The 20424-nt window shown below is 73.6% G+C and carries 14 protein-coding genes, 2 tRNA genes and 1 pseudogene; 9 read left to right on the top strand and 8 right to left on the bottom strand.

Features of this window, described 5'->3' with window-relative positions; all coding sequences use genetic code 11:
* Nucleotides 1-66: 66 nt before the first annotated feature.
* Nucleotides 67-333 carry a hypothetical protein gene (locus tag ACF9IK_RS23515; protein ID WP_395296096.1) on the bottom strand — a complete coding sequence of 89 codons (267 nt, stop codon included), beginning with the start codon at nt 331-333 and terminating at the stop codon, nt 67-69.
* 234 nt (nt 334-567) lie between these two features.
* On the opposite strand from ACF9IK_RS23515, the gene ACF9IK_RS23510 reads away from it, so the two are divergent.
* Nucleotides 568-1371 carry a phosphoribosyl-dephospho-CoA transferase MdcG domain-containing protein gene (locus tag ACF9IK_RS23510; protein WP_395296095.1) on the top strand — a complete coding sequence of 268 codons (804 nt, stop codon included), beginning with the start codon at nt 568-570 and terminating at the stop codon, nt 1369-1371.
* A 72-nt stretch (nt 1372-1443) separates the two neighbouring features.
* Here the strand turns inward: ACF9IK_RS23510 and ACF9IK_RS23505 are convergent, their stop codons facing one another.
* The 4 genes from ACF9IK_RS23505 to snpA (ACF9IK_RS23490) form a co-directional block, all read right to left on the bottom strand.
* Complete coding sequence (locus ACF9IK_RS23505) at nt 1444-3516, bottom strand: phosphocholine-specific phospholipase C (RefSeq protein WP_395296094.1); 2073 nt, start codon at nt 3514-3516, stop codon at nt 1444-1446.
* Between the two features lie 167 nt (nt 3517-3683).
* Entirely contained in the window at nt 3684-4340 is a 657-nt protein-coding gene (locus tag ACF9IK_RS23500; protein ID WP_395296093.1) for a pentapeptide repeat-containing protein, read from the bottom strand.
* A gap of 193 nt (nt 4341-4533) precedes the next feature.
* Nucleotides 4534-5151 carry a snapalysin gene (gene snpA / locus ACF9IK_RS23495; protein WP_395296092.1) on the bottom strand — a complete coding sequence of 206 codons (618 nt, stop codon included), beginning with the start codon at nt 5149-5151 and terminating at the stop codon, nt 4534-4536.
* A 93-nt stretch (nt 5152-5244) separates the two neighbouring features.
* Entirely contained in the window at nt 5245-5889 is a 645-nt protein-coding gene (gene snpA, locus ACF9IK_RS23490) for a snapalysin (protein WP_395296091.1), read from the bottom strand.
* 221 nt (nt 5890-6110) lie between these two features.
* Between snpA (ACF9IK_RS23490) and ACF9IK_RS23485 the strand changes: the two are divergent.
* Nucleotides 6111-7070: pseudogene (locus ACF9IK_RS23485) on the top strand (LysR family transcriptional regulator); the annotation flags it as partial.
* A 74-nt stretch (nt 7071-7144) separates the two neighbouring features.
* Here the strand turns inward: ACF9IK_RS23485 and ACF9IK_RS23480 are convergent.
* Together ACF9IK_RS23480 and ACF9IK_RS23475 are read right to left on the bottom strand one after the other, a co-directional pair.
* A complete protein-coding gene (locus ACF9IK_RS23480; RefSeq protein WP_395296090.1) occupies nt 7145-8335 on the bottom strand; it encodes a low temperature requirement protein A in 1191 nt (396 codons plus the stop codon).
* A gap of 525 nt (nt 8336-8860) precedes the next feature.
* On the bottom strand, nt 8861-10567 hold the full coding sequence (locus ACF9IK_RS23475; protein WP_395296089.1) for an ABC transporter family substrate-binding protein: 1707 nt from the start codon (nt 10565-10567) through the stop codon (nt 8861-8863).
* Nucleotides 10568-10882: 315 nt separating this feature from the next.
* Here ACF9IK_RS23475 and ACF9IK_RS23470 point away from each other — a divergent pair, with 315 nt between their 5' ends.
* The 5 genes from ACF9IK_RS23470 to ACF9IK_RS23450 all read left to right on the top strand — a co-directional run bounded on the left by ACF9IK_RS23470 (nt 10883) and on the right by ACF9IK_RS23450 (nt 16291).
* Nucleotides 10883-11863, top strand: coding sequence for an ABC transporter permease (locus ACF9IK_RS23470; RefSeq protein WP_395296088.1), 981 nt, complete (start codon nt 10883-10885; stop codon nt 11861-11863).
* Nucleotides 11864-11878: 15 nt separating this feature from the next.
* Entirely contained in the window at nt 11879-12958 is a 1080-nt protein-coding gene (locus ACF9IK_RS23465) for an ABC transporter permease (RefSeq protein WP_395296087.1), read from the top strand.
* Nucleotides 12955-15171 carry a dipeptide ABC transporter ATP-binding protein gene (locus tag ACF9IK_RS23460; RefSeq protein WP_395296086.1) on the top strand — a complete coding sequence of 739 codons (2217 nt, stop codon included), beginning with the start codon at nt 12955-12957 and terminating at the stop codon, nt 15169-15171. The genes ACF9IK_RS23465 and ACF9IK_RS23460 overlap by 4 nt, the downstream gene beginning before the upstream one ends.
* Nucleotides 15172-15308: 137 nt before the next feature.
* Nucleotides 15309-15382 (top strand) — tRNA-Lys (locus tag ACF9IK_RS23455).
* 123 nt (nt 15383-15505) lie between these two features.
* Nucleotides 15506-16291, top strand: coding sequence for a GOLPH3/VPS74 family protein (locus tag ACF9IK_RS23450; RefSeq protein WP_395296085.1), 786 nt, complete (start codon nt 15506-15508; stop codon nt 16289-16291).
* Nucleotides 16292-16392: 101 nt separating this feature from the next.
* On the opposite strand, the gene ACF9IK_RS23445 is transcribed toward ACF9IK_RS23450, so the two are convergent.
* On the bottom strand, nt 16393-17322 hold the full coding sequence (locus tag ACF9IK_RS23445; RefSeq protein WP_395296084.1) for an alpha/beta fold hydrolase: 930 nt from the start codon (nt 17320-17322) through the stop codon (nt 16393-16395).
* Between the two features lie 314 nt (nt 17323-17636).
* Between ACF9IK_RS23445 and ACF9IK_RS23440 the strand changes: the two genes are divergently transcribed.
* A tRNA-Lys gene (locus tag ACF9IK_RS23440) sits at nt 17637-17710 on the top strand.
* A 253-nt stretch (nt 17711-17963) separates the two neighbouring features.
* A complete protein-coding gene (locus ACF9IK_RS23435) occupies nt 17964-20411 on the top strand; it encodes a transglycosylase domain-containing protein (protein WP_395296083.1) in 2448 nt (815 codons plus the stop codon).
* Nucleotides 20412-20424 lie beyond the last annotated feature (13 nt).

Below are 20424 nucleotides of genomic sequence, written 5' to 3'. Positions count from 1 at the left end.
AGCGGCAACGGCGGCGGGCGCGTCCGTGTTCCGGACGCGCCCGCCGCCGTGCGATGTGCGTGGAGGTCAGTCCCAGGGGTCGCCCTCGGCCGTCATGTCCTCCCGGGCACGCTGCTCGGCCTGCCGCTCGGTGAGGTCCGCGGACTCCCGGGCCTCCCGGGCCTTCTCGGCCTCGGCGCCGAACGCGTCGGCGGCCTCGTCGTGGGCGAGGGCGGCGCGCTGGGCGGCGTCCGTCATCGCGGTGGTGTCCTGCTCGTGGCTCCCGCCGAGGGAGGACCTGGCCTCCTCGTCGGCGTGGTGCGCCTTGTGGCGGAACCTGTCGAAGATGCCCATGACTCCTCCTCGGACGAATTCCGGGCTGCCCCCACTCTCACACCGGCGTCCCCCCGGCGCATCCGCTGGGCGGGACGCGTCGCCCCGCCGGCGGGGGTTCGAAGACGGGCCCAAGGTCCCGGGCGGTGGGCGTCCAACGGCCGTGGCGGGCGGCGGACCGGCGGCGGAGGGTGGATGCGTCGGCCGGTCGATCCGCGCCGTCCCCGGAGTCCCCGTGACCGTTGGAGGCCTGCCGTGACCGTCGCACCCGCCCACCGCACCGCGGAGGACCACCACGGCGGTCCGCGCCGCCTGGTCGGGCCGCTGGCCGCCCTCGGCGGTCGGTTGGCCGGCCCGCACGACCTGCTGCTGATGCAGTGCCCCGGCTCTCTGCGGCCGGTCGGCGGCGGCGAGCTGCCGGACTGGGCCCGCTCGGTGCTGCGGGTGCACCCGTGGGTGACGGTCGGCCGGGCGCCCGCCGTGCTCGGCGGGCCGGCGGACACCCCGCCCCCGGTGCGCTGCACCCGGGACGTCGAGGCCGCGCCGGAGCAGTGGCTGCCGGTGACGGTGCGCGGAGCGGAGCGCGGCCGGCGGTTGGACGCGCTGGCGCCCCGGGCAGCGGTGGCCCGAACGCTGCGGCCGGAGCAGTTGGTCGGCCGGGAGGGGCTGTTGCCGTCCCGGCGGGTGACGGCGGTCCCGGCGCTCGCGGCGCTGCCGGCGGCCGGGCGGCTGGTCGCGGAGCACCGGCTGGCCTGGGGGCCGATCGGCGCGGTCGGCTACGAGCTGGGCACGGGCGTCCCGGTGACCGGGCCGCTGAGTCCGCTGCGGCTGGTGCTGCGCGCTCCGCAGCCGGTGAGCCGGCGGGACGCGCTGATGCTGCGGCGGGCCCTCGACCGGCTGTCCGTCCCGGTGCAGGCGGAGCTGGAGACCCGGTACGGGGCGGTGCTGCTCGCCGAGTACGCGAGCGGGGCGCCGACCCTCACGCTGCTGACGCCGGACGGGCCCCGGGAGGTCCACGATCCGTGGTTCCCCCGGGGCCGCCAGTGGCACCTGCCGTGACGGACGGCCGTCCTGGCCCCGTGCACCTGCGTCCGCGGTGCCGTCGGGCGTCCGGGACACGCCCGGCGGGTGTCAGCCGCTGATGCTCGGCACGCCGGTCTCCAGGTGCCCGGTGAACCGCTGCGACCAGCTGGAGTCGGCGTCCACCGTGATGGTGAAGTCGTACCAGCCGTTGGTGTAGGCGACGGCGTTGAAGTAGTCGCTGACGCTGCCGCCGGCCGGCACGTGGTACGTCCAGGGGCCGTCGGTGCGGTAGTTGTCGGAGGCGATGGTGAAGGTCATCGGCGTGCTGCCGGCGTTGGCCAGCTTGAAGTACACCGCGAGCTTGCCGGTGCCCGGCTCTACGGCGTAGCTCGCGGTGACCGAGGCGTTCCTCCCCGCCTTGTTGGCGTCTCCCCTGAAGCGGCGCAGGAAGCGGTTGGGGCCGACCACGGAGAGGTCGTACGGGCCGCTGCCGAAGCCGAGGCCGCAGTTGAAGAAGTCGCTCTGGTTGCCGCCGGGGTCGACGGTGTACTGCCAGGGGCCGCCGCTGCGGTAGGCGTTGGCGTAGGCCGCGAAGTGGGCCGACCTCTGCGCCTGCGGCCCCTCGTTGGCCATCTTCAGCCAGACCTTGATCGCGCCGGCGGAGCCGTACTCCAGGCGGTCCAGGTTGGCGTTGGGCTGGTAGGGAAGGGCACGGGCCGGGCGGGTGCCGGCCTCCTGGACGGGCAGCCTGTTGTCCACCGGGGCCGGGTTGGGCAGCGGGCCGCAGGTCGACAGGCCGATCGTGGCGTCGGTGTTGGGCAGCGCCGGGAGGCCGTACACCGGGTTGGCGAAGTCGAACAGGCCCGTGAGGTCGCCGCAGACCCGGCGGCGCCAGTCGCTGATGTCGGGGCAGGTGGCCGGCTTGCCGATGGCGGCCGTCCACCTCTCCAGGAAGCGCAGCACCGAGGTGTGGTCGAAGACCTCGGAGTTGACCCAGCCGCCGCGGCTCCAGGGCGAGATGGCGATCATCGGGACGCGGAAGCCCAGGCCGATGTTCTTGCCGCCGTAGAACTCGCCGGGGGTGCCGGCCGGGGCGGCCGGCGGCGGGACGTGGTCGAAGAAGCCGTCGTTCTCGTCGTAGTTGAGGAAGAGGATGCTGGAGTCGAAGACGTCCGGGTCGGCGTTGAGCGCGTCGATCACGTTGTGGACGAAGTGCGCACCGTCGGCCGGGGTGGCGTAGGGGTGTTCGGAGACCTCCTGGTTGGGGACGATCCAGGAGACCTGCGGGAGGGTGCCGTTCAGCACGTCGGCCTTGATCGCGGCGACGATGTCGTCCGGGGTGCGGCCGGTGACCCTGGGGACGGAGCCCGTGCCCTTGACGGCGAGCGGGCTGCCGGCCGGGGCGTTGGCGAACTGGGTGAAGTAGGCGAGCGCGTTGTCGCCGTAGTTGTCGGCCGCGTTCTGGTAGACCTTCCAGCTCACGCCGGCGTTCTCCAGCGCCTCGGCGTAGGTCTGCCAGCGCAGGCCCTTCTCGTCGCCGCCGTCGTACGCCGGGCCGCCCGCCTTGCCGTCCGGGTCGATCTGGCCGGACCAGTGGTAGGTGCGGTTGGGGCCGGTGGCGCCGATGACGGAGCAGAAGTAGGCGTCGCAGACGGTCCAGTTCTCGGCGAGCGCGTAGTGGAACGGGATGTCCTGGCGGGTGAGGAAGCCCAGGGTGCGCACATTGCCCTTGGCGAGGACCCAGGAGTCCAGCTTGCCGCCGTTCCAGGCGGTGTGCTGGTCGTTCCAGCCGTGCGCGAGGTCGCCGTTGCACTGCGCGAGCCGCTGCGGGTCGGCCCCGCCGGCGGGCTTGGTGAGACTGAACTGCCACGGGTACTGGCGGCCCAGGCCGTTGGGCTGGTTGAAGACGCTGTAGCCGCCGGCGATCTGGATCGCGCTGCGGTCGGCGAAGCCGCGCACCCCGCGCAGCATGCCGAAGTAGTGGTCGAAGCTGCGGTTCTCCTGCATCAGGATCACGATGTGCTTCGCGTCCGTGATCGTGCCGGTCTGCGACAGCGCCGCCGACGGCGCGGACTCGGGCGCGCCCGGCGCCGCACCGGCACCGGTGGTGCCGGCCACGGCCAGGCCGGCCGCGGCCGCTCCGGAGAGCGCGACGAACTTCCTACGACTCAGCTCGGCCATCAGCCCAGCCCGTCCCTTCACTGGCGATGTTGTGCACACAAGTTGGGGCCCATCGATCGCGCAGCATCATCCACCCGCTCCGAACGGCCCCACCAGGGGGCCGGAGCAGGGTTGGCGGACTGTTCGCCCCGCCGTCACCGAGCGACGGCCGGCTGAACGCCGGTGCCTCAGTCCTCCACCGTGATCCCCAGGGCGTGGGCGAACTGGGGAGCGAGCTCCAGGAGCTGGGTGGAGCTGATGACCGCGCCCCGCAGGCCCTGGTGGCCGTCGGGCAGACCGAGCCGGGCGGCGCCGCGCAGGTCGACCCCGGAGAGCTTGGCGCCGCGCAGCCTGACCTCCTCCAGGGTCGAGCCGGGGAAGGAGACGTCGGTGAGCCTGGCGTCGCCGAAGTCGACGTCCCGCAGCAGGCAGTCCTCGAAGACCACGTCGCGCAGGACGGCGGCCCGCAGGTTGACCGCCTCCAGCTTGCAGCCGCGCAAGACCGTGCGGCGCAGCGCCGAGCCGTGGGCCGCGACGCCGGCCAGCACACCGCCGGTGAACGCGCTGTCCTGCCATTCGCTCTCGGCGAGGTCGCAGCCCACCCACCGGCCGGCCTGCGCCCAGACCTCGGTGAAGCGGGCCTGGCGCAGCCGGACCCCGTCGAGCGCGACGCCGGTGAAGGCGCACTCCAGGAAGACGGCGCCGGCAGCCGACTCGTCGCGGTGCTCGCCGCCGTCGAAGTGCACGGTGTCGTAGCGCTCGTCGCTGCGCAGCGGGCCGGTGTGCGGGGTCAGCAGGTGGGCGTACGGCAGGTCGCCCAGGCGGTCGGGGACGGAGAGCGGCATGGCGGGTGGCACCTCGCGGTCGGGGGACGGTCCTCGCCCCGGATGGTCCCACGCGGCACCGACGGTCAGGCCGCTCATGAAGTGGCGCCGCCCGTGAAGCGCACGCCCGTCAAGCGCACCGCTCATGAGGCGGGGACGGCGGGGGCCCGGCCGCCCCGGGGGGAGGGAGCGGCCGGGCCGGTGTCACGGTGGATCAGCCGCGGGCCCAGAGGGAGTTCACCCGGCTGCGCTCCACGGAGTTCGGGTACGGGTTGGTGCACGAGGTGCCCGGGCCGCCGCCGGACATCAGCTCGCTGCAGGGGCCCGAGTAGTGGTCCGGCAGCCCGAGCACGTGCCCGGTCTCGTGGGCGGTGACCCGGGTCGAGTTGTACCGGCGGTTCTGCGCGTAGTCGAGGAAGATGTAGCCGCGGCCGTGCCCGTCGGTGCTCGCGTACGAGCCACGCGAGTCGTTGCCCTCGTAGTAGCGGAAGTCGGCGTTGGTGCCGGACCGCAGCTGGACGTTGCCGACCGAGCCGTTCCAGATCTGCGCGCTCTGGGCTATCTGGTTGCGGAAGGTCGGCGCGCTGCTGGCGTCGTAGGTCACCACGACGGCCTTGAGGAACGGCGCCGCGGCCTGCTTGGCGAGCGCCGACTTCATGACGGCCTCGTAGAACGCCTGGTTGTCCGCGTCCTCGGCGGCCGAGCCTGCGTAGCCGTTCGCGGTGTAGCCCTGGGTGGCCGGGGCGGCCGCGGCGGCGGTCGGCAGGACGGCCACGCCGGCGGCGAGGGCGAGGCCGAGGGCGGCGGAGAGCGTGCGGGCGATGCGGTTCACGTGGGGCTCCTGTTCGCGGGGGCGCGGCCATGGGGGACCGCGGTGACGGAGGGAAGAGGGGAACCGGTACTGCGGAGTGGAGCGGCGCGCGGGTCAGCCCGCGAGGCCGTACCGCCAGAGGGAGTTGACCCGGCTGCGCTCGGCACTGTTCGGGTAGGGGTTGGTGCAGGACGGGCCGGGACCGCCGCCGGACATCAGCTCGCTGCACGGGCCCGAGTAGTGGTCCGGCAGGCCCAGGACGTGACCGGTCTCGTGCGCCGTGACGCGCAGGGAGTCGTACTCCTGGTTCTGCGTGTAGTCGAGGAAGATGTAGCCGCGGCCGTGCCCGTCGGTGCTCGCGTACGAGCCGTTGCCCGGGTCGTCTCCCTCGTAGTAGGAGAAGTCGGCGTCGGAGCCTGCCCGGAGCTTCACGTTGGCGACCGAGCCGTTCCAGATCTGCGCGGCCCGGGCTATCTCCCCGGAGAAGGACGGCGCGTTGCCGGGGTCGTAGGTCACCACGACGGCCTTGAGGAACGGCGCCGCGGCCTGCTTGGCCCGCGCCGACTTCATGACGGCCTCGTAGAAGGCCTGGTTGTCGGCCTTCCCGCTGCTCCGCTGGGCCGACACCGAGGGGGTGTAGTGCCGGGCGGCGGCGGACGGGTCGGCGGGCGCGGCCGAGGCCGTGGTGGGCAGCACGACCGGTCCGGCGGCGAGCGCCAGACCGACGGCAGCGGAGAGCATCCGCGGGATGCGCTTCATGTGGGGGCTCCGATTCGCGGGTGCGCCGCGGCGGTGGGGGCCGGCCGCGGGCATCGGATGAAGGTTGCTGCCCCAGAGCTTCGGTCAGGTCGACGGCCCGGCGGATGATGTCAACCGGCGATAGCGCGGACCAATCCCCGCCGTCCGGCGGGGCGCCGGACCGGCCCGACAGCCTGTCATGTCCCTGGCGTAACAACCCATTCGCTCGTTATGCTCCCGAAATGGAGCTCGACGTGAGACACCTGCGGGTGCTGTGCGCCATCGCCGACACCGGCAGCCTCCGCAAGGCCGCGCGGCAGCTCGGGATGACCCAGCCCTCCCTCACCACCCAGCTGCGCCGGATCGAACGCACCGTCGGCGGCCCGCTGTTCACCCGCGAGCAGACCGGCAGCCGGCCGACCACGCTCGGCCACTCGGTGCTGTCGCGGGCCCGGCCGGTGATCACCGAGATGACCGCCCTGATCGCCGCCGCTCGGCAGGAGGCCCGCGAGTCGGCCGGCGGCGAGCGCTCCCGCCGGCTGCGGATCGGCAGCGTCGGCAGCCGGGCGGTGGCGGCCTGGCTGCGCCGGGTGCACGAGCGGCTGCCGGAGACGGACACCACCATCCACATCGACATCTCCGCCGACGCCCTGCTGCGAATGGTCGCCGCCGACCAACTGGACGTGGCCTTCGTGCACGAGAGCGAGGGATTCCCGCTCCGGGTGCCGCTCGGCGCCGAGCACCGGGTGCTGCTGGCCCGCGAGCCGCAGTTCGTCGCCCTGGCCGCCGGCCACCCGGCCGCCGCCCGGTCGGTGGTCCACCTGGCCGACCTCGCCGAGGACACCTGGATGGTCGACCCGACCGCCGACCACGAGTACGCGGCGATGCGCCGGGTCTTCACCGCGGCCGGGCTCAACCCCCGGGTGGTGCAGGTGCGCGACAACGCCACCGCCGCCGAACTGGTCGCCTCCGGAGAGGCCGTCCGCCCCTGCCAGCCGACCTCGACACCGGGACCCGGCACCGTCGTCCGGCCGGTGCACGGCGACCCGCTGGCCGTCCGGTTGCTGCTCGCCTGGCGACCGCGGGCGCTCAGCCCGCCCGCCCTGGACGTCCTCTACGGCGAGCTGCGCGCCGCCTACCTGGACCTGGCCCGGGGCAACCCGGCCTACCGGGCCTGGCTGGCCCGCCACGACCACGCCCTCCAGCACCTGCTGGGACCCGGCCCCCCGGAGGACCCCCGCGACGGGCAGCCGCGGGAGCCCCTCCCCACCGCCGGTCAGCCGCGGGCGTGCAGCGTGACACCCACCGCCACCGTGGCCGCGCTCACCAGGCCGGCCACCAGGACGCCCGAACCGCCGGCCGCCGTGCACGCCAGCACCGCCAGCGAGGCGATCGGCAGCAGCGCCTGCTCGACGCCGGTCTTGACGTGCCGGGCGTGCAGCAGCCAGACGGTGAACAGGTAGACCGCCGTCGGCACGGTCACCGTCGCGGTGGCGGCGGTCTCGGAGATGTGCGCCTTGTGCACCGCCGACTCGACCGCGACCTCCAGCCCCGCGCCGATCGCCGCCGCCGACCCGAACACCACGTAGTGGCCGTAGCCCCAGAGGAAGGCCTGCCGGTTCGAGCGCAGGTGCTGGTGGACCTCCCGGGCGAAGTAGATCCACCAGGCCGAGAAGCAGATCAGCAGACCTCCGGCGGCGACCGGCAGCAGCCGGCCGAGCCCCTCGTGCTCGTCCACCGCCGACTGCACCGCGACGGTCGCCGCCGCCACCGTCTCACCCAGCACGATCAGGGTGAACAGGCCGTAGCGCTCGGCGATGTGGTGCGGGTGCCAGCTGGTACGCAGCCGCAGCTCGGCGATCACCGGCACGGACAGCTCGGCCAGGATGCCGAGCGGGATCACGTACGGCCGGACCGACTCCGGCAGCAGCAGCACCACGACCCAGCCGACCTGGCAGAGCGTGATCCCCACCGCGTACTGCAGGGCCACCCCGCGCGCCGCGCCCTCCTCCCCGGCCGCCGCACGCAGCCACTGGGTGACCATGGCCAGGCGCATCACCACGTACCCGACCACCGAGAGCGTCAGGTCCTGGTCGGCGAACATCCTGGGCACGCCGGCCGCGAGGATCAGCACACCGGCGATCTGCACCAGCGTGGTGACCCGGTAGGGGACGTCGTCACAGTCGTACGCCGAGGCGAACCAGGTGAAGTTCATCCAGGCCCACCAGATCGCGAAGAACGCGAAGACGTAACCCCGCAGCCCGTCGCCGTAGTGTCCGGCGGCGAGGTCGTGGGCCAGCTCGCGGCCGGCCTGGCCGACCGCGACCACGAAGCACAGGTCGAAGAACAGCTCCAGCGGCGTGGCCGCCCGGTGCGGCTCGTCCCGGCTGCGCGGGACCATCGGGCGCACCGCGCGCCTGTCGACGGGATGCGGGCCCCGGGGGGCCGCGGCGGATTCGCTGCTCATGGTCGGATCTCCGGGCTGCGGGACGGCGGGCTGCCGGACGGCCTGCTGCGCCGTCCAGCGCATCCTGGCAGCGGCGCGGGCCGGGCGCACGCACCGGCGCGCGGTGGCGAAACGCGCCCTTCATTCCCTTTTGGTCCGATATTCTGCGCCCGTCTTCGACCGATATGCCCTTCCGTCAGCGAGAGTTGACGCCCGGGTGCGCGAACCGGGTGACAGCGGGACGGGTTTCCGGGCGCGCCCGTGCCGTACGGCACGGCGGCCGGGATCGCCCGCTAGATTCTTCCCCGGTTGGAAGCGAGTGGGTCCGGAGCGACCCCACGACACGGGCGGCCTGCGGGCAACGCGGAAGGTCAAGGCCGGCGGCAGGGACGGCGGGGGCGGCAGAGCCGTTCCCCCGCGTCCGCACCACCGGCCTCGTGATCACCGCGCTGCTCGCCAGCGCCTGCCGTGCCGCGCCTTCCGCCGCCTACGCGGACGCGACGGCCGCCGAGGACGATCGAGCCGCCGGGGCCGCTCCGGCGCCGGTCACTTCTCCCAGCCGACCTTTGCGTAGTCGACGCCGGCCAGGCCGAACGCGCCGTAGTTGGCCAGCCCCTTGCGGACCGCCACCACCGTCGGCCGCTGGTACAGCTCGACGGTGTGCCCGAGCTCCCAGATCCTGGCGTCCGCCTGGTTGTACAGCTTCGCCGCCGCCACCGGGTCGGTGGTTCCGGCCGCCTTCTTGAGCAGGTCGTCGATCTCCGGCGTGCCGAGCTTGGAGAAGTTGCCGAAGACGTTGTCGCCCTGCGGCAGGCGGAAGTTGAGCAGGCTGCTGGAGAGCGGGAACGAGTCGGTGTTGCGCCAGCTCGCGATGTCGAACTTGCCCGGGTTGACGTACTTGGTGAAGAAGTCGTTGCTCGGGACCTTGTCGAGCTCGACCTTGACACCGGCCGCCAGCCACATCGCCTGGGCCGCGGTGGCGAGGTCGAGCTGGGCCTGCGCGGACGACTCGCTGAACACCCAGTGCAGGGTCAGCGACCGGCCGTCCTTGGTCCGCGGCTGCCCGCTGCCGGCCTCCTTCCAGCCCGCCTCGTCCAGCGCCGCCCTGGCGGCGGCCAGGTCGAACTTGGCCCACTCGCCGGAGTTGTCCTGGTAGCCGGTCTGGTTGGGCATGAAGATGTGGTTGCCCAGCGGCTTGAACTCCACCGGCACGCCGTTGTTTGCGATCTTGATCAGGGCGGAGCGGTCCAGCGCCTTGCCGAGCGCCTGGCGCACCCTCTGGTCGGCCAGCGCCCCGCCGCCACCGAAGGAGATGTGCACCTCGTCCCACGGACTGGCGCTCCGGATCGCCGCGTCCTTGGCGTCCTTGAGCTGCCCGTACGCCGTCGCGGTGCCCGCCGTGGCGAAGTCGATCTCGTTGTTCAGGAACGCCTGGGTGGTCGCCGACTGCGACATCACCCGGAAGGTGATCTTCTCGACCTTGGGCTTCGCGCCCCACCAGGTCGGGTCCGGGACCAGCGTGAGGGTCTGCGCCGTCTTGTCCGCCGTGCCCACCTTCAGGGCTCCGGCGGTGATCGGGATCTTCTCCACCCAGCCCTTGTTGAAGTCGTCCGCCGTGGCGATCCCGGCCGCCGGGATCAGCGGGCGGAACAGGTTCTGCCAGTCGGCGTACGGCTCCGAGAAGGTCACCTTGACCTCGGCCGGATCCGCGCCCTGCTCCACGGCCGAGATCAGCTCGTAGCCGGCGGAGTCGGCGATGTTGTAGCCGTCCTTCCTGCCGTTGCTGGCCTCCCAGTCCGCCTTGAAGTCCAGGTAGCCGAGCGGCTTCCCGTCCGACCACTTGGCCTTCGGGTTGAGCTTGTAGGTGACCACCTGCGGCGAGGTGGAGGTGACCTCGGCGCCCAGCAGGTAGTCGGTGACCGGCTTGAAGGCGCCCGCCTCGTCGGTGGTGAAGAGCTCCGGCTCCAGCGCCCGCATGATCTCGACCGCGTCGCCGTAGCGGCCGTCGACCTGGAACGGGTTCCACTGGGTGATCCACTGGTACAGCGGGAACCGGACCTCGCCGCCGTCCTTCAGCTGGTCCACCGGCTTGGCGTTGATGTCGATCGAACCCTGTCTCGGCGGCTCGCTCTTGACCGCGTTGTCGGCCGAGCCGCCACCCGAGCTGCAGGCGGTCGCCGCCAGCGCGGCGGCGAGGACGAGGATGGCGGCCCGGCCGAGACGGCGGACGGGCCTGACGGTGGATGCGTCCATGAGGGTCCCCCAGAAGATCTGGAATGCGACAAGGGTTGGGCGCCGCGAGGTGTGGCGAGGCTTGAACGTGGGCAGCCAAGTCGGTGCCCGAGGAGCGAAAGTAACAGTCGATCAGATCCAGTACCAGGGGGAGTAGTTCAGGCCTGATCCAGAAGCAGCGGGCGGCAACACGGCCGCAACACCCCGGCCGTGCGCCGGTGCCAGACTCCTGACCTGCACCTCCCGCCACCCGGCCCGAACCGGGCCACCGACCGAAGGCCACCCACCGATGCCCACCAGACGCGTCGGGCCCGCCCCCACCCCGGGCGGCCGCTGATGCTCCGCTACCTGGCGAAACGATTCAGCTACTACGCCGTCCTGCTGGTCGTCGCCGTCTTCCTGGCGTACGCCCTCTCCGCCACCGCGCTCCGGCCCCGTACCTACTTCGAGGCCAAGGTGCCGCGCCCGGCCGCCGCATCGGTCGAGCGGCAGCTCGACGACCTCAACCTGAACGACCACACCCCCGTCGTCGAGCGCTTCGGCCGCTGGGCCGGCGACCTGCTCCACGGGGACCTCGGCCGCACCATCCACGACACCCCCGTGACGGACGACTTCCGCCGCAGGGTCTGGGTCTCGCTGCGGCTGCTGCTTCTCGGCAGCCTGCTCGGCATGGCCCTCGGCGTCGCGGCCGGCGCCTGGAGTGCGGTGCGCCAGTACCGCATCTCCGACCGGCTGCTCACCGTATTCTCGTTCGTGCTGCTCTCCACCCCGGTCTTCCTGGTGGCACTGTTCCTCAAGAACGGCGCCATCGCAGCCAAGGACGTCGCCGGCCACGAGGTCGTGCCCTTCACCGGGTACGAGACCCCCGGCCTGACCGGCGGCATCGGCGCCCACCTCGCCGACTGGGCGCTGCACCTGCTGCTCCCCACCCTCTCGCTGGCCCTCGGCGGCCTCGCCACCTACAGCCGCTACCAGCGCGGCACCATGCTCGACGTGCTCGGCTCGGACTACCTGCGCACCGCCGAGGCCAAGGGCCTCACCCGCGGCCGCGCCCTGGTCAGGCACGGGCTGCGGACGGCCGTGATCCCGATGTCGACGATGTTCGCCTACAGCTTCCTCGGCATCTTCACCGGTGCCGCCTTCACCGAGACCATCTTCGGCTGGCACGGCATGGGCGAGTGGTTCATCCAGTCCATCAACGAACAGGACGTCAACTCGGTGGTCGCCGTCAACCTGTTCGCCGCGGTGGTCGTCCTCGCCTCCGGCTTCCTCGCCGACACCCTGCACGCCATCCTCGACCCGCGTGTGCGGTCCTGACCGGAGGAGACTGCCGTGACCGCCGTCGCCGCGGAGCCCTCCGCGCCCCCACCCGCCCCCGCCCCCGGCGGGCCCGCCCCCGAGGCGGCAGGCCGGGGCCGGCTCGTCCTCACCCGTCTGCTCGCCGCCCGCTGGGCGGTGGCCGGCGCCGTCGTCGTGCTGCTGCTGTTCGTCCTCGCCTTCGGCGGCCCGTACCTCACTCGCTGGGACTACGCCGCCCCGGACTACAGCGCGTTGCGCCAACCCCCCTCCACCACGCACTGGTTCGGCACCAACGGGGTCGGCCAGGACGTCTTCGCGCAGACCGTCCGCGGACTGCAGAAGTCGCTGGTCATCGGGCTGCTGGTGGCGCTGTTCTCGACCGTGCTGGCCTCACTGTTCGGAGCCTGCGCCGGCTACTTCGGCGGCTGGACCGACCGCATCCTGATGTTCGTGGTGGACCTCATGCTGGTCTTCCCGAGCTTCCTGGTCATCACCATCGTCTCGCCCCGGCTGAAGGGCGCCGGCTGGCTCGCCTTCGTCCTGCTGCTGGCCCTCTTCAACTGGATGATCACCGCCCGGGTGGTCCGCTCCATGACCATCTCGCTGCGCGACCGCGAATTCGTCCGCGCGGCCCGGTTCATGGGCGTGCGACCGCTGCGGATCATCACCCGGCACATCCTTCCGAACGTCGCGTCCTTCCTCATCATCGACGCCACCATCGCCGTCGGCGGCGCCGTGATGAGCGAGACCGCGCTGTCCTACTTCGGCTTCGGGGTGAAGGCGCCCGACGTCTCGCTCGGTACGCTGCTCGCCGCCGGCACCAACGACGCGCCGGTCTTCCCGTGGCTGTTCTACTTCGCCGCCGGGCTGCTGGTGCTCTTCGTCCTGGCGGTCAACCTGATCGGGGACGGGCTGCGCGACGCCCTCGACCCCACCGCCGACGCGGCCCGCACCCGCCGCGGTCCCCGTCGGACGCGGAAGCGGGCACCGAGGGACGGTGCGGGCGACGCCGGTTCGGCGCAGGCCGCGACGGCCGGTGCGGCGGCTTCGGCGACGGCGGCCGGTGCGCCCGGCATCGACCGTTCGGCCCGCAGAAAGGGTGGCAGCCGGTGACGACCGCCGTCGAAACCCCGCCGACCACGGCCCCGCTGCTCGACGTCCGCGATCTGCGGGTCGACTTCGCGGGCCCGCGCGGCACCGCCGTCCCCGCCGTCCGCGGCGTCGACCTCACGCTGCGGCGCGGCGAGACCCTGGGCATCGTCGGCGAGTCCGGCTCAGGGAAGTCCGTCACCGCACTGTCCGTACTGGGCCTGCTCCCCGGCACCGCACGGGTGCGCGGCTCGGTCCGGCTGGACGGCCGCGAGTTGGTCGGCCTGCCCGGCCGCGAACTCGCCGCCGTCCGCGGTCGCCGGGTCGCCATGGTCTTCCAGGACCCGCTCTCCGCCTTCACCCCCGTCTACCGGATCGGCGACCAGATCGTCGAGGCACTGCGCATCCACCAGTCGCTCGACCGGGCCGCCGCGCGCACCCGCGCCGCCGAACTGCTCGACCTGGTCGGCATCGCGGCACCCGAGCGGGCGCTCGACAGCTTCCCGCACGAGTTCTCCGGCGGCATGCGCCAGCGTGCGATGATCGCCATGGCCATCGCCAACGACCCCGACATCCTGCTCGCCGACGAGCCCACCACCGCCCTGGACGTCACCATCCAGGCGCAGGTGCTCGACGTGCTGCGCACCGCCCGGCGGGAGACCGGCGCCGCGCTCGTCCTGGTCAGCCACGACCTCGGCGTCATCGCCGGGATGGCCGACCGGGTCGCCGTGATGTACGCGGGCCGCGTGGTCGAGACGGCCGGCGTGGACGAGCTGTTCACCGCACCCCGCCACCCGTACACGCTCGGACTGATCGGCGCCGTGCCGCGGTTGGACGGCCGGGGCGGACCGCTCGTCCCGATCCCGGGCGTGCCGGCGCCGATGGCCGAGCTGCCGGTCGGCTGCCCGTTCGCAACCCGCTGCCCGCTGGTGGAGGAGCGGTGCCGGACGGCCGAACCCGCGCTCACGGGCGGCGCGGAGCCCGCGAGTTCGGCGGCTGTCGGGGGTACGGACGGGGCCGGGGGTACGGATGCGATCGCAGGACGGGGCGGGCCTGCGGGTCCGGACGGATCCGTGGGCTCGCACGGCACCGCGGATCCGGACGGGGCCGGGGGCTCGGGCCGGCATCTGGCGGCGTGCGTCCGGGCCGGTGAGCTGGCCGAGCGGCGCCCCGCACCGAGCGAGGTGTACCCCGTGCCGCCGGTCCCGCCCGCCGCGGTCGCCGTGCCGCGCGAGGAACGCGCGCCGGTGCTCGCCGTCACCGGCCTGACCAAGACCTTCCCACTGCTCAAGGGCACCGTCTTCAAGCGCCGGATCGGCGAGGTCCACGCGGTGGACGGCGTCGAGCTGGACATCCGGCAGGGCGAGACGCTCGGCCTGGTCGGCGAGTCCGGCTCGGGCAAGTCCACCACCCTGTTCGAGCTGCTGCGGCTGGCCGCCCCCGAGTCCGGCCGGATCGCACTGCTCGGGCAGGACACCGCCCAGCTCTCCCGGGCCGATGCCCACCGGATGCGCGCCCGGCTGCAGATCGTCTTCCAGGACCCGATGGCCAGCCTCGACCCGCGGATGCCGGTCGGCGACATCGTCGCCGAACCACTGCGCGCCCAGCGCGCCGCCCGGGAGGAGATCGCCCGCCGGGTGCCCGAACTGCTCCGGCAGGTCGGCCTCGACCCGGCCCACGCCGTCCGCTACCCGCACCAGTTCTCCGGCGGGCAGCGGCAGCGGATCTCGATCGCCCGGGCACTGGCCGTCCGGCCGAAGCTGCTCGTCCTGGACGAGCCGGTCTCCGCGCTGGACGTCTCCATCCAGGCGGGCGTGCTCAACCTGCTCCAGTCGCTCAAGGCGGAGCTGGGCCTCTCCTACCTCTTCGTCTCGCACGACCTGTCGGTGATCCGGCACCTCGCCGACCGGGTCAGCGTGATGTACCTCGGCCGGACCGTCGAGCAGGGCGAGGTCTCCGCCGTCTTCGACCGCCCGCGCCACCCGTACACGCGCGCGCTGCTCTCCGCCGTCCCGCTCCCGGACCCGGCCGCCGAGCGGGCCCGCAGCCGGATCCTGCTGGCCGGCGACCCGCCCTCGCCCACCGTCCGGCACACCGGCTGCCGCTTCCGCAGCCGGTGCCCCGTCTACGCCGGGCTCGACGCCGGGCCCAGGGTCCGCTGCGAGAACGAGGCCCCTGGCTTGACCGGGCCCGCGCCGGGCGCCGACCACCAGGCCGCGTGCCACTTCCCGGAGTGACCGGCCCGGCCCGGGCCGTTGCGCCCCGGGCCGGGCCGGACCGCTGCGGGAACGGCACCGCCGGTCACCGGGAGTGCCCGCGCGGTCGCGATTCGGCGGATCGGCCCGGCCCCGTGTAATGTCTTCCAGGTCAGCAGGCGCCGCTAGCTCAGTTGGTTAGAGCAGCTGACTCTTAATCAGCGGGTCCGGGGTTCGAGTCCCTGGCGGCGCACATGGCAAGGTCGCAGGCCGTCCACTCCGGTGGGCGGCCGGCGGCGTTTCCGGACCACGGTAGGTTTGCGCGGACGGCGCGGCCTCACGCGCCCCGTCCGCGACCGCTGGGGGTTCCCCGTCCATGGCACCGCTCGACACTCGCTCGCTCCCTGAGGAGCTGCTGCTGCTCTGCGCCGAACCGGTGCGCGGCAGGCTCCGGATCCCGCAGTCCTCCCTCTACTGGGCCGTCCCCGGCAGCGTCCTCGCCGAACTGCAGCTCAGCGGGGGGATCACCGTCGACGGCCGGCGGATCACCGGCTTCCAGCCCCTCGGCTCCCAGGACGAGATCGCGGCCGGGGTGCTCACCCGGCTGGAGGAGGCCGGCAAGCGCAAGCACCGGCTCGGTCTCGACCTGGCCATGCGCCGGATCCCGCGCAAACCGACACAACAGATGTTCCTCGACCGACTGATCGCCGACGGTGTCCTCACCGTCGACCGACGGAGCTTCCTCGGTCTGCCGTACCGGCGCTACACGGCGGTGCCGCCGGGGATCGGGCAGGAGATCGCCGCCCGGGTGGCCGCCACGCTGACCTCCGACGACGCCGGGTCGGCCCTGACCGCACCGTCCGCCGCCCCCGCCTCCTCCCCCGCCGCCGAGGCGGCTCCTGCCGACGCCTCGTCCGCCGGCGGCGAGGGCTCCGGTACGGTCGGGGCGGCCACCGCCGAGGCCGATCGGGACCGCCGGCCGGCCGACCGGGACCGTCAGCTGGCCGGCCTGATCTTCGCGGCGGGACTGCACCGCCGGCTCTACCCCGGCCCGGCCGGCGCCCCCACCCGGCGCGCCGCGCGCCGGCTGGCCAACGAGCTTCCGGTCCCCCGCGCGGTCCGGCGGGCGATCTCGGCGATGTCGGCGAGCACAGCCTCCTGAGCCGCGGAGGGCGGCAGGCGTCCACCGGCGGGGGGCGACCGGCAGGGGACAACCAGGCGGCGGGGGGACCGGGCGGCGGCCGGCCGCGGTACCGGCGGCGCTCAGCGGGTGTCGAGGATCGCCGAGGCCACCGCGTCCGGGCGGTCGAACATCAGCAGGTGCCCCGCCGGGGCGGTGGTCCGGAAGTCGGCCCCGAGCAGCGCGGCCAGCCCCCTCTGCCGGGCCAGCCACTCCTCGGTGCGGCGGGTGCGGCACCCGTCGTCGGCGGCGAGCACGGTGATCGGCAGCTCCTCCGGAAGCGGCACCACGCCGCGCAGCTCGTCCAGCTCGGCGGCCACGTCCAGGTACCGGGCGTTCTCCCGGAGCACCGCGCGCAGGACCCGCCCGGTCCGGTAGCAGTGCCGGACCAGCGGTCGCGGGGCGAGGTCCTCGCGGCGCACCGTAGCGGCCCGCGCGACCAGCCGCCGCACGGTCGGCCCGAGGAGGTACGGCACCGCCAGCGCCGTCGCCACGCCCGCGACCGTCCGGGCCGCCAGGTCGCGCAGCTCCGGCGCCGACCGGGGGCGCGGCGACGACTCGACGCTGCCGTCCAGCAGGACCAGCCCGGCTGTCCGCTCCGGGTTCAACCGGGCGAAGGCCTCGACGTGGAAGCCCGCCAGCGAGTGGCCCACCACCGTGCAGGGCCCGCTCAACCCGAGCCCGTCCAACACCGCCCGGATTCGCTCCGCCTCGCCGACGACGGTCGGGCCGGGGCGGTCGGCCGGCTCCGAGCCGCTCAGCCCGTAGCCGGGCCGGTCGAAGCGGACCACGGTGCGGTAAGGGGTGAGGAAGGGGACCACGAGATCCCAGTCGAACCAGCTGCTGCCGAGCCCTCCGGCGAGCAGGACGACCGGGCCGCCGCCCTCGGTCCGGACGTGCAGCGGCGTGCCGCCGATGTGCAGGAACGCCACCGCGGCCGGCGTTCCCCCGGCGCCCGACCGCTCGCCGGCGCCCCTGCGCCCTGCCTGCCCCGCCTCCCCCGGCCCGGTCATCGAGGTTCCACTCCTTCACCCGTCCCGTCCGCGGCCCCCGTCGCGCCGGTCTCGTGTCGCCGCTCCCGTCGTCCCCGTCCCACGCGCTCCGCCCGGTGGTGCCCACCCGGTGGCTCCCGCCCGTAGCGGCGGCCGCGAGCCGGGCCGCCCGGCGGCCGGCGGGGTCGGAGCCGGGCACGTTTCCCACCCTAGCCGCCGGAAAACTCCACCCCAACCGGGCGGAAACGGGCGTCCGGCGCGACTTCCGAGCCTGCAGGACGCCTCAATGGTGCGGGCCACCCCTCCGAACCGTGTATTGTTCTTCAGGTCAGCAGGCGCCGCTAGCTCAGTTGGTTAGAGCAGCTGACTCTTAATCAGCGGGTCCGGGGTTCGAGTCCCTGGCGGCGCACAGACATTGGGGAGCCTCTCGCAGTAGCGGGAGGCTCCCCAGTTTTTTGCCCTTCCGCGTCCGATTTGTGTGTGATGTCGGTCTCGCTTGCCGCCCCGGTGGAGCCAACTGCCCCGATCGGTGCGTTTTGGGCTGTACGACCGGAAACGGGATGATCGATCCCGACCGCCGAAGTCCCCCGCTGTGCAGGCCGCACGGTCCGCCCGCAGGAAAGGCCGCCGTTTTGTCCCGAGACACCCAGAACGGCCGTCGCATGCCGTCCGCCCTCCTCCGCCCGGTCAACCGCCTGAAGCGCTCCGGCGCGAGCCCGGCCGACGGGACCGGCGGCACCGGGCCCCGCCGCGCGAAGCGCACCGGATGGCGCCGGCTGATCCCGACCTGGCGGATGACGCTGGCCGGTCTCGTCACCGCGTTGCTGCTCGGCATCGGCCTGTTCGCCCTGGGGATCACCCTGGTGAAGGTGCCGGACGCGCACGCCGCCGCGACCGCGCAGAGCAACACCTGGCTCTACCAGGACGGCTCGGTGATCGCCCGGACCGGCCAGACCAACCGGCAGAACGTCCCGCTGGACAAGGTCTCCCCCGCCGCGCAGCACGCCGCGCTGGCCGCCGAGGACCGCAACTTCTACGACGAGGGCGCCGTCAACGTGCAGGGCCTGGTCCGTGCCGCCGTCAACACGGTCAAGGGCGAGGGCACCCAGGGCGGCTCCACCATCACCCAGCAGTACGTGAAGAACACGTACCTGAGCCAGAAGCAGTCCATCAGCCGCAAGGTGCAGGAACTCTTCATCGCGATCAAGGTGGACGCCACCGAGACCAAGGACGACGTCCTCTCGGGCTACCTGAACACCTCCTACTACGGGCGCGGCGCCTACGGCATCCAGGCGGCCGCCCAGCAGTACTTCGGCGTCGACGCGTCCGCGCTCACCCCCGCCCAGGGCGCCTACCTGGCCGCCCTGCTGAACGCGCCGAGCGCCTACGACGTGGCGACCGCGACCCCGGCGGGCAAGCAGAACGCGGTCAACCGCTGGAACTACGTGCTGGACGGCATGGTGAAGGAGGGCTGGCTCTCCGCCGAGGAGCGGGCCGCCACCGCCTTCCCCGAGGTCCGGGACCCGCAGGCCCAGCTGGGCCTCTCCGGCCAGGCCGGCTACCTGGTCAACGCGGCCACCGAGTACCTGACCGCCAACCGGATCATCACCGAGTCCGAGCTGGCCAAGGGCGGCTACACGATCAAGCTGACCGTCGACCCGGGGCGCCAGTCGGCCCTCCAGGACGCCGTCCAGGCCCAGCTCCACGACACCCTGAACCCGGACAAGCGGAAGAAGGACGCCGCCGCCCAGGCCGGCGCCGTCTCCGTCGACCCGAAGACCGGTGCGGTGGTCGCCCTCTACGGCGGCGTCGACTACACCAAGCACTACATCGACAACGCGACCCGGCGGGACTACCAGGCCGGCTCCACCTTCAAGGCCATCGCACTGGCCGCGGCGCTGGAGAGCAACGCCAAGACCCAGTCCGGCCAGACCATCACCCCGCGCACGGTCTACGACGGCACCAGCGGCCGCAAGGTCCGCGGTGGCAAGGGCACCGCGTACGCGCCGCCGAACGAGGGCGACAAGAGCTACGGCCAGATCACCCTGCAGCAGGCCACCGACTGGTCGGTGAACTCGGCGTTCGCCCAGCTCGCCCAGGACACCGGCCTCCAGAAGGTGCGCGATACCGCCGTCGCGCTGGGCCTGCCCGGCGACACCCCCGGGCTCGACCCACTGCCGTCCATCCCGCTCGGCACCGCCACCCCGAGCGTCCTCGACCTGGCCGGCGTCTACGCGACGCTGGACAACGGCGGCAAGCAGATCACCCCCTGGCTGGTGCAGTCGGTGGAACGCGAGGGCGAGTCGCTCCAGCTGCCTGCCCACAAGGCCACCCGGGCGATCGGCGAGGACACCGCGCGGAGGGTGACCGCCATGCTGGAGGGCGTGGTGAGCGACCCCGGCGGCACCGGCTGGCGCGCGAAGGCCCTGGGCCGCCCGGCGGCCGGCAAGACCGGGACGACCGACGACCAGAAGTCGGTCTGGTTCGTCGGGTACACCCCCGAGCTGGTGACCTCGGTCGCCCTGTTCGGCCAGGACCCGGGCACCGGCGCCCAGGTCAGCCTCAGCGGCACCGGCGGCATCGACGGCGCGGCGGGCGGCCAGTACCCGGCGCAGATCTGGACCAGCTACATGAAGGCCGCGCTGAAGGGCCGGCCGGTCACCGACTTCGCCTCGCCCTCGCGCCGGGTCGACACCTGGTCGGACGCCTCCCCGTCGAGCGGCTCGGACAGCCCGGCGGCCCCGTCCGGGCCGGCCTCGGCACCGGCTTCCCCGGGCGGCTCCGGCAACGGGCCGGGAGCCGGCGCCTCGCCGAACGACTCCGGCGACGGCTCCGCCCGGTCCGGCCCGGGCGGTCCCGGTTCGTCGAACGGGCGGAACGGCTCGCGACCCGGCGACGGCGGGGCGAGCGGCGGGCCCACGCAGCAGCCGACGGCCCAGCCCAGCTCCCAGCCCACATCGCAGCCGACGGTCCGGCCTCCCAAGCCGCCGATTCCCACCACCGGGCCGACCACCGCCCCGACGACCGGGCCCAGCACGGCGCCGCAGCCGACGGGAGGCACCGGTTCGGGCGGCGGCTCCGGCGCCGCGGCCCCGGTGGCCGGGCAGTAGCCCGCCCGGGGGC

It is taken from the genome of Kitasatospora hibisci, assembly GCF_043950205.1.
GTDB lineage: Bacteria > Actinomycetota > Actinomycetes > Streptomycetales > Streptomycetaceae > Kitasatospora > Kitasatospora hibisci.
This window is presented reverse-complemented; position numbering and strand designations above follow the sequence as displayed.

What these genes read in the sequence shown, in the direction of transcription:
- ACF9IK_RS23515 (WP_395296096.1), bottom strand. Translation starts at nt 333, where the DNA reads ATGGGCATCTTCGACAGGTTCCGCCACAAGGCGCACCACGCCGACGAG.
- ACF9IK_RS23505 (WP_395296094.1), bottom strand. Translation starts at nt 3,516, where the DNA reads ATGGCCGAGCTGAGTCGTAGGAAGTTCGTCGCGCTCTCCGGAGCGGCC.
- ACF9IK_RS23500 (WP_395296093.1), bottom strand. Translation starts at nt 4,340, where the DNA reads ATGCCGCTCTCCGTCCCCGACCGCCTGGGCGACCTGCCGTACGCCCAC.
- snpA (WP_395296091.1), bottom strand. Translation starts at nt 5,889, where the DNA reads ATGAAGCGCATCCCGCGGATGCTCTCCGCTGCCGTCGGTCTGGCGCTC.
- ACF9IK_RS23480 (WP_395296090.1), bottom strand. Translation starts at nt 8,335, where the DNA reads ATGAGCAGCGAATCCGCCGCGGCCCCCCGGGGCCCGCATCCCGTCGAC.
- ACF9IK_RS23475 (WP_395296089.1), bottom strand. Translation starts at nt 10,567, where the DNA reads ATGGACGCATCCACCGTCAGGCCCGTCCGCCGTCTCGGCCGGGCCGCC.
- ACF9IK_RS23470 (WP_395296088.1), top strand. Translation starts at nt 10,883, where the DNA reads ATGCTCCGCTACCTGGCGAAACGATTCAGCTACTACGCCGTCCTGCTG.
- ACF9IK_RS23450 (WP_395296085.1), top strand. Translation starts at nt 15,506, where the DNA reads ATGGCACCGCTCGACACTCGCTCGCTCCCTGAGGAGCTGCTGCTGCTC.
- ACF9IK_RS23445 (WP_395296084.1), bottom strand. Translation starts at nt 17,322, where the DNA reads ATGACCGGGCCGGGGGAGGCGGGGCAGGCAGGGCGCAGGGGCGCCGGC.
- ACF9IK_RS23435 (WP_395296083.1), top strand. Translation starts at nt 17,964, where the DNA reads ATGCCGTCCGCCCTCCTCCGCCCGGTCAACCGCCTGAAGCGCTCCGGC.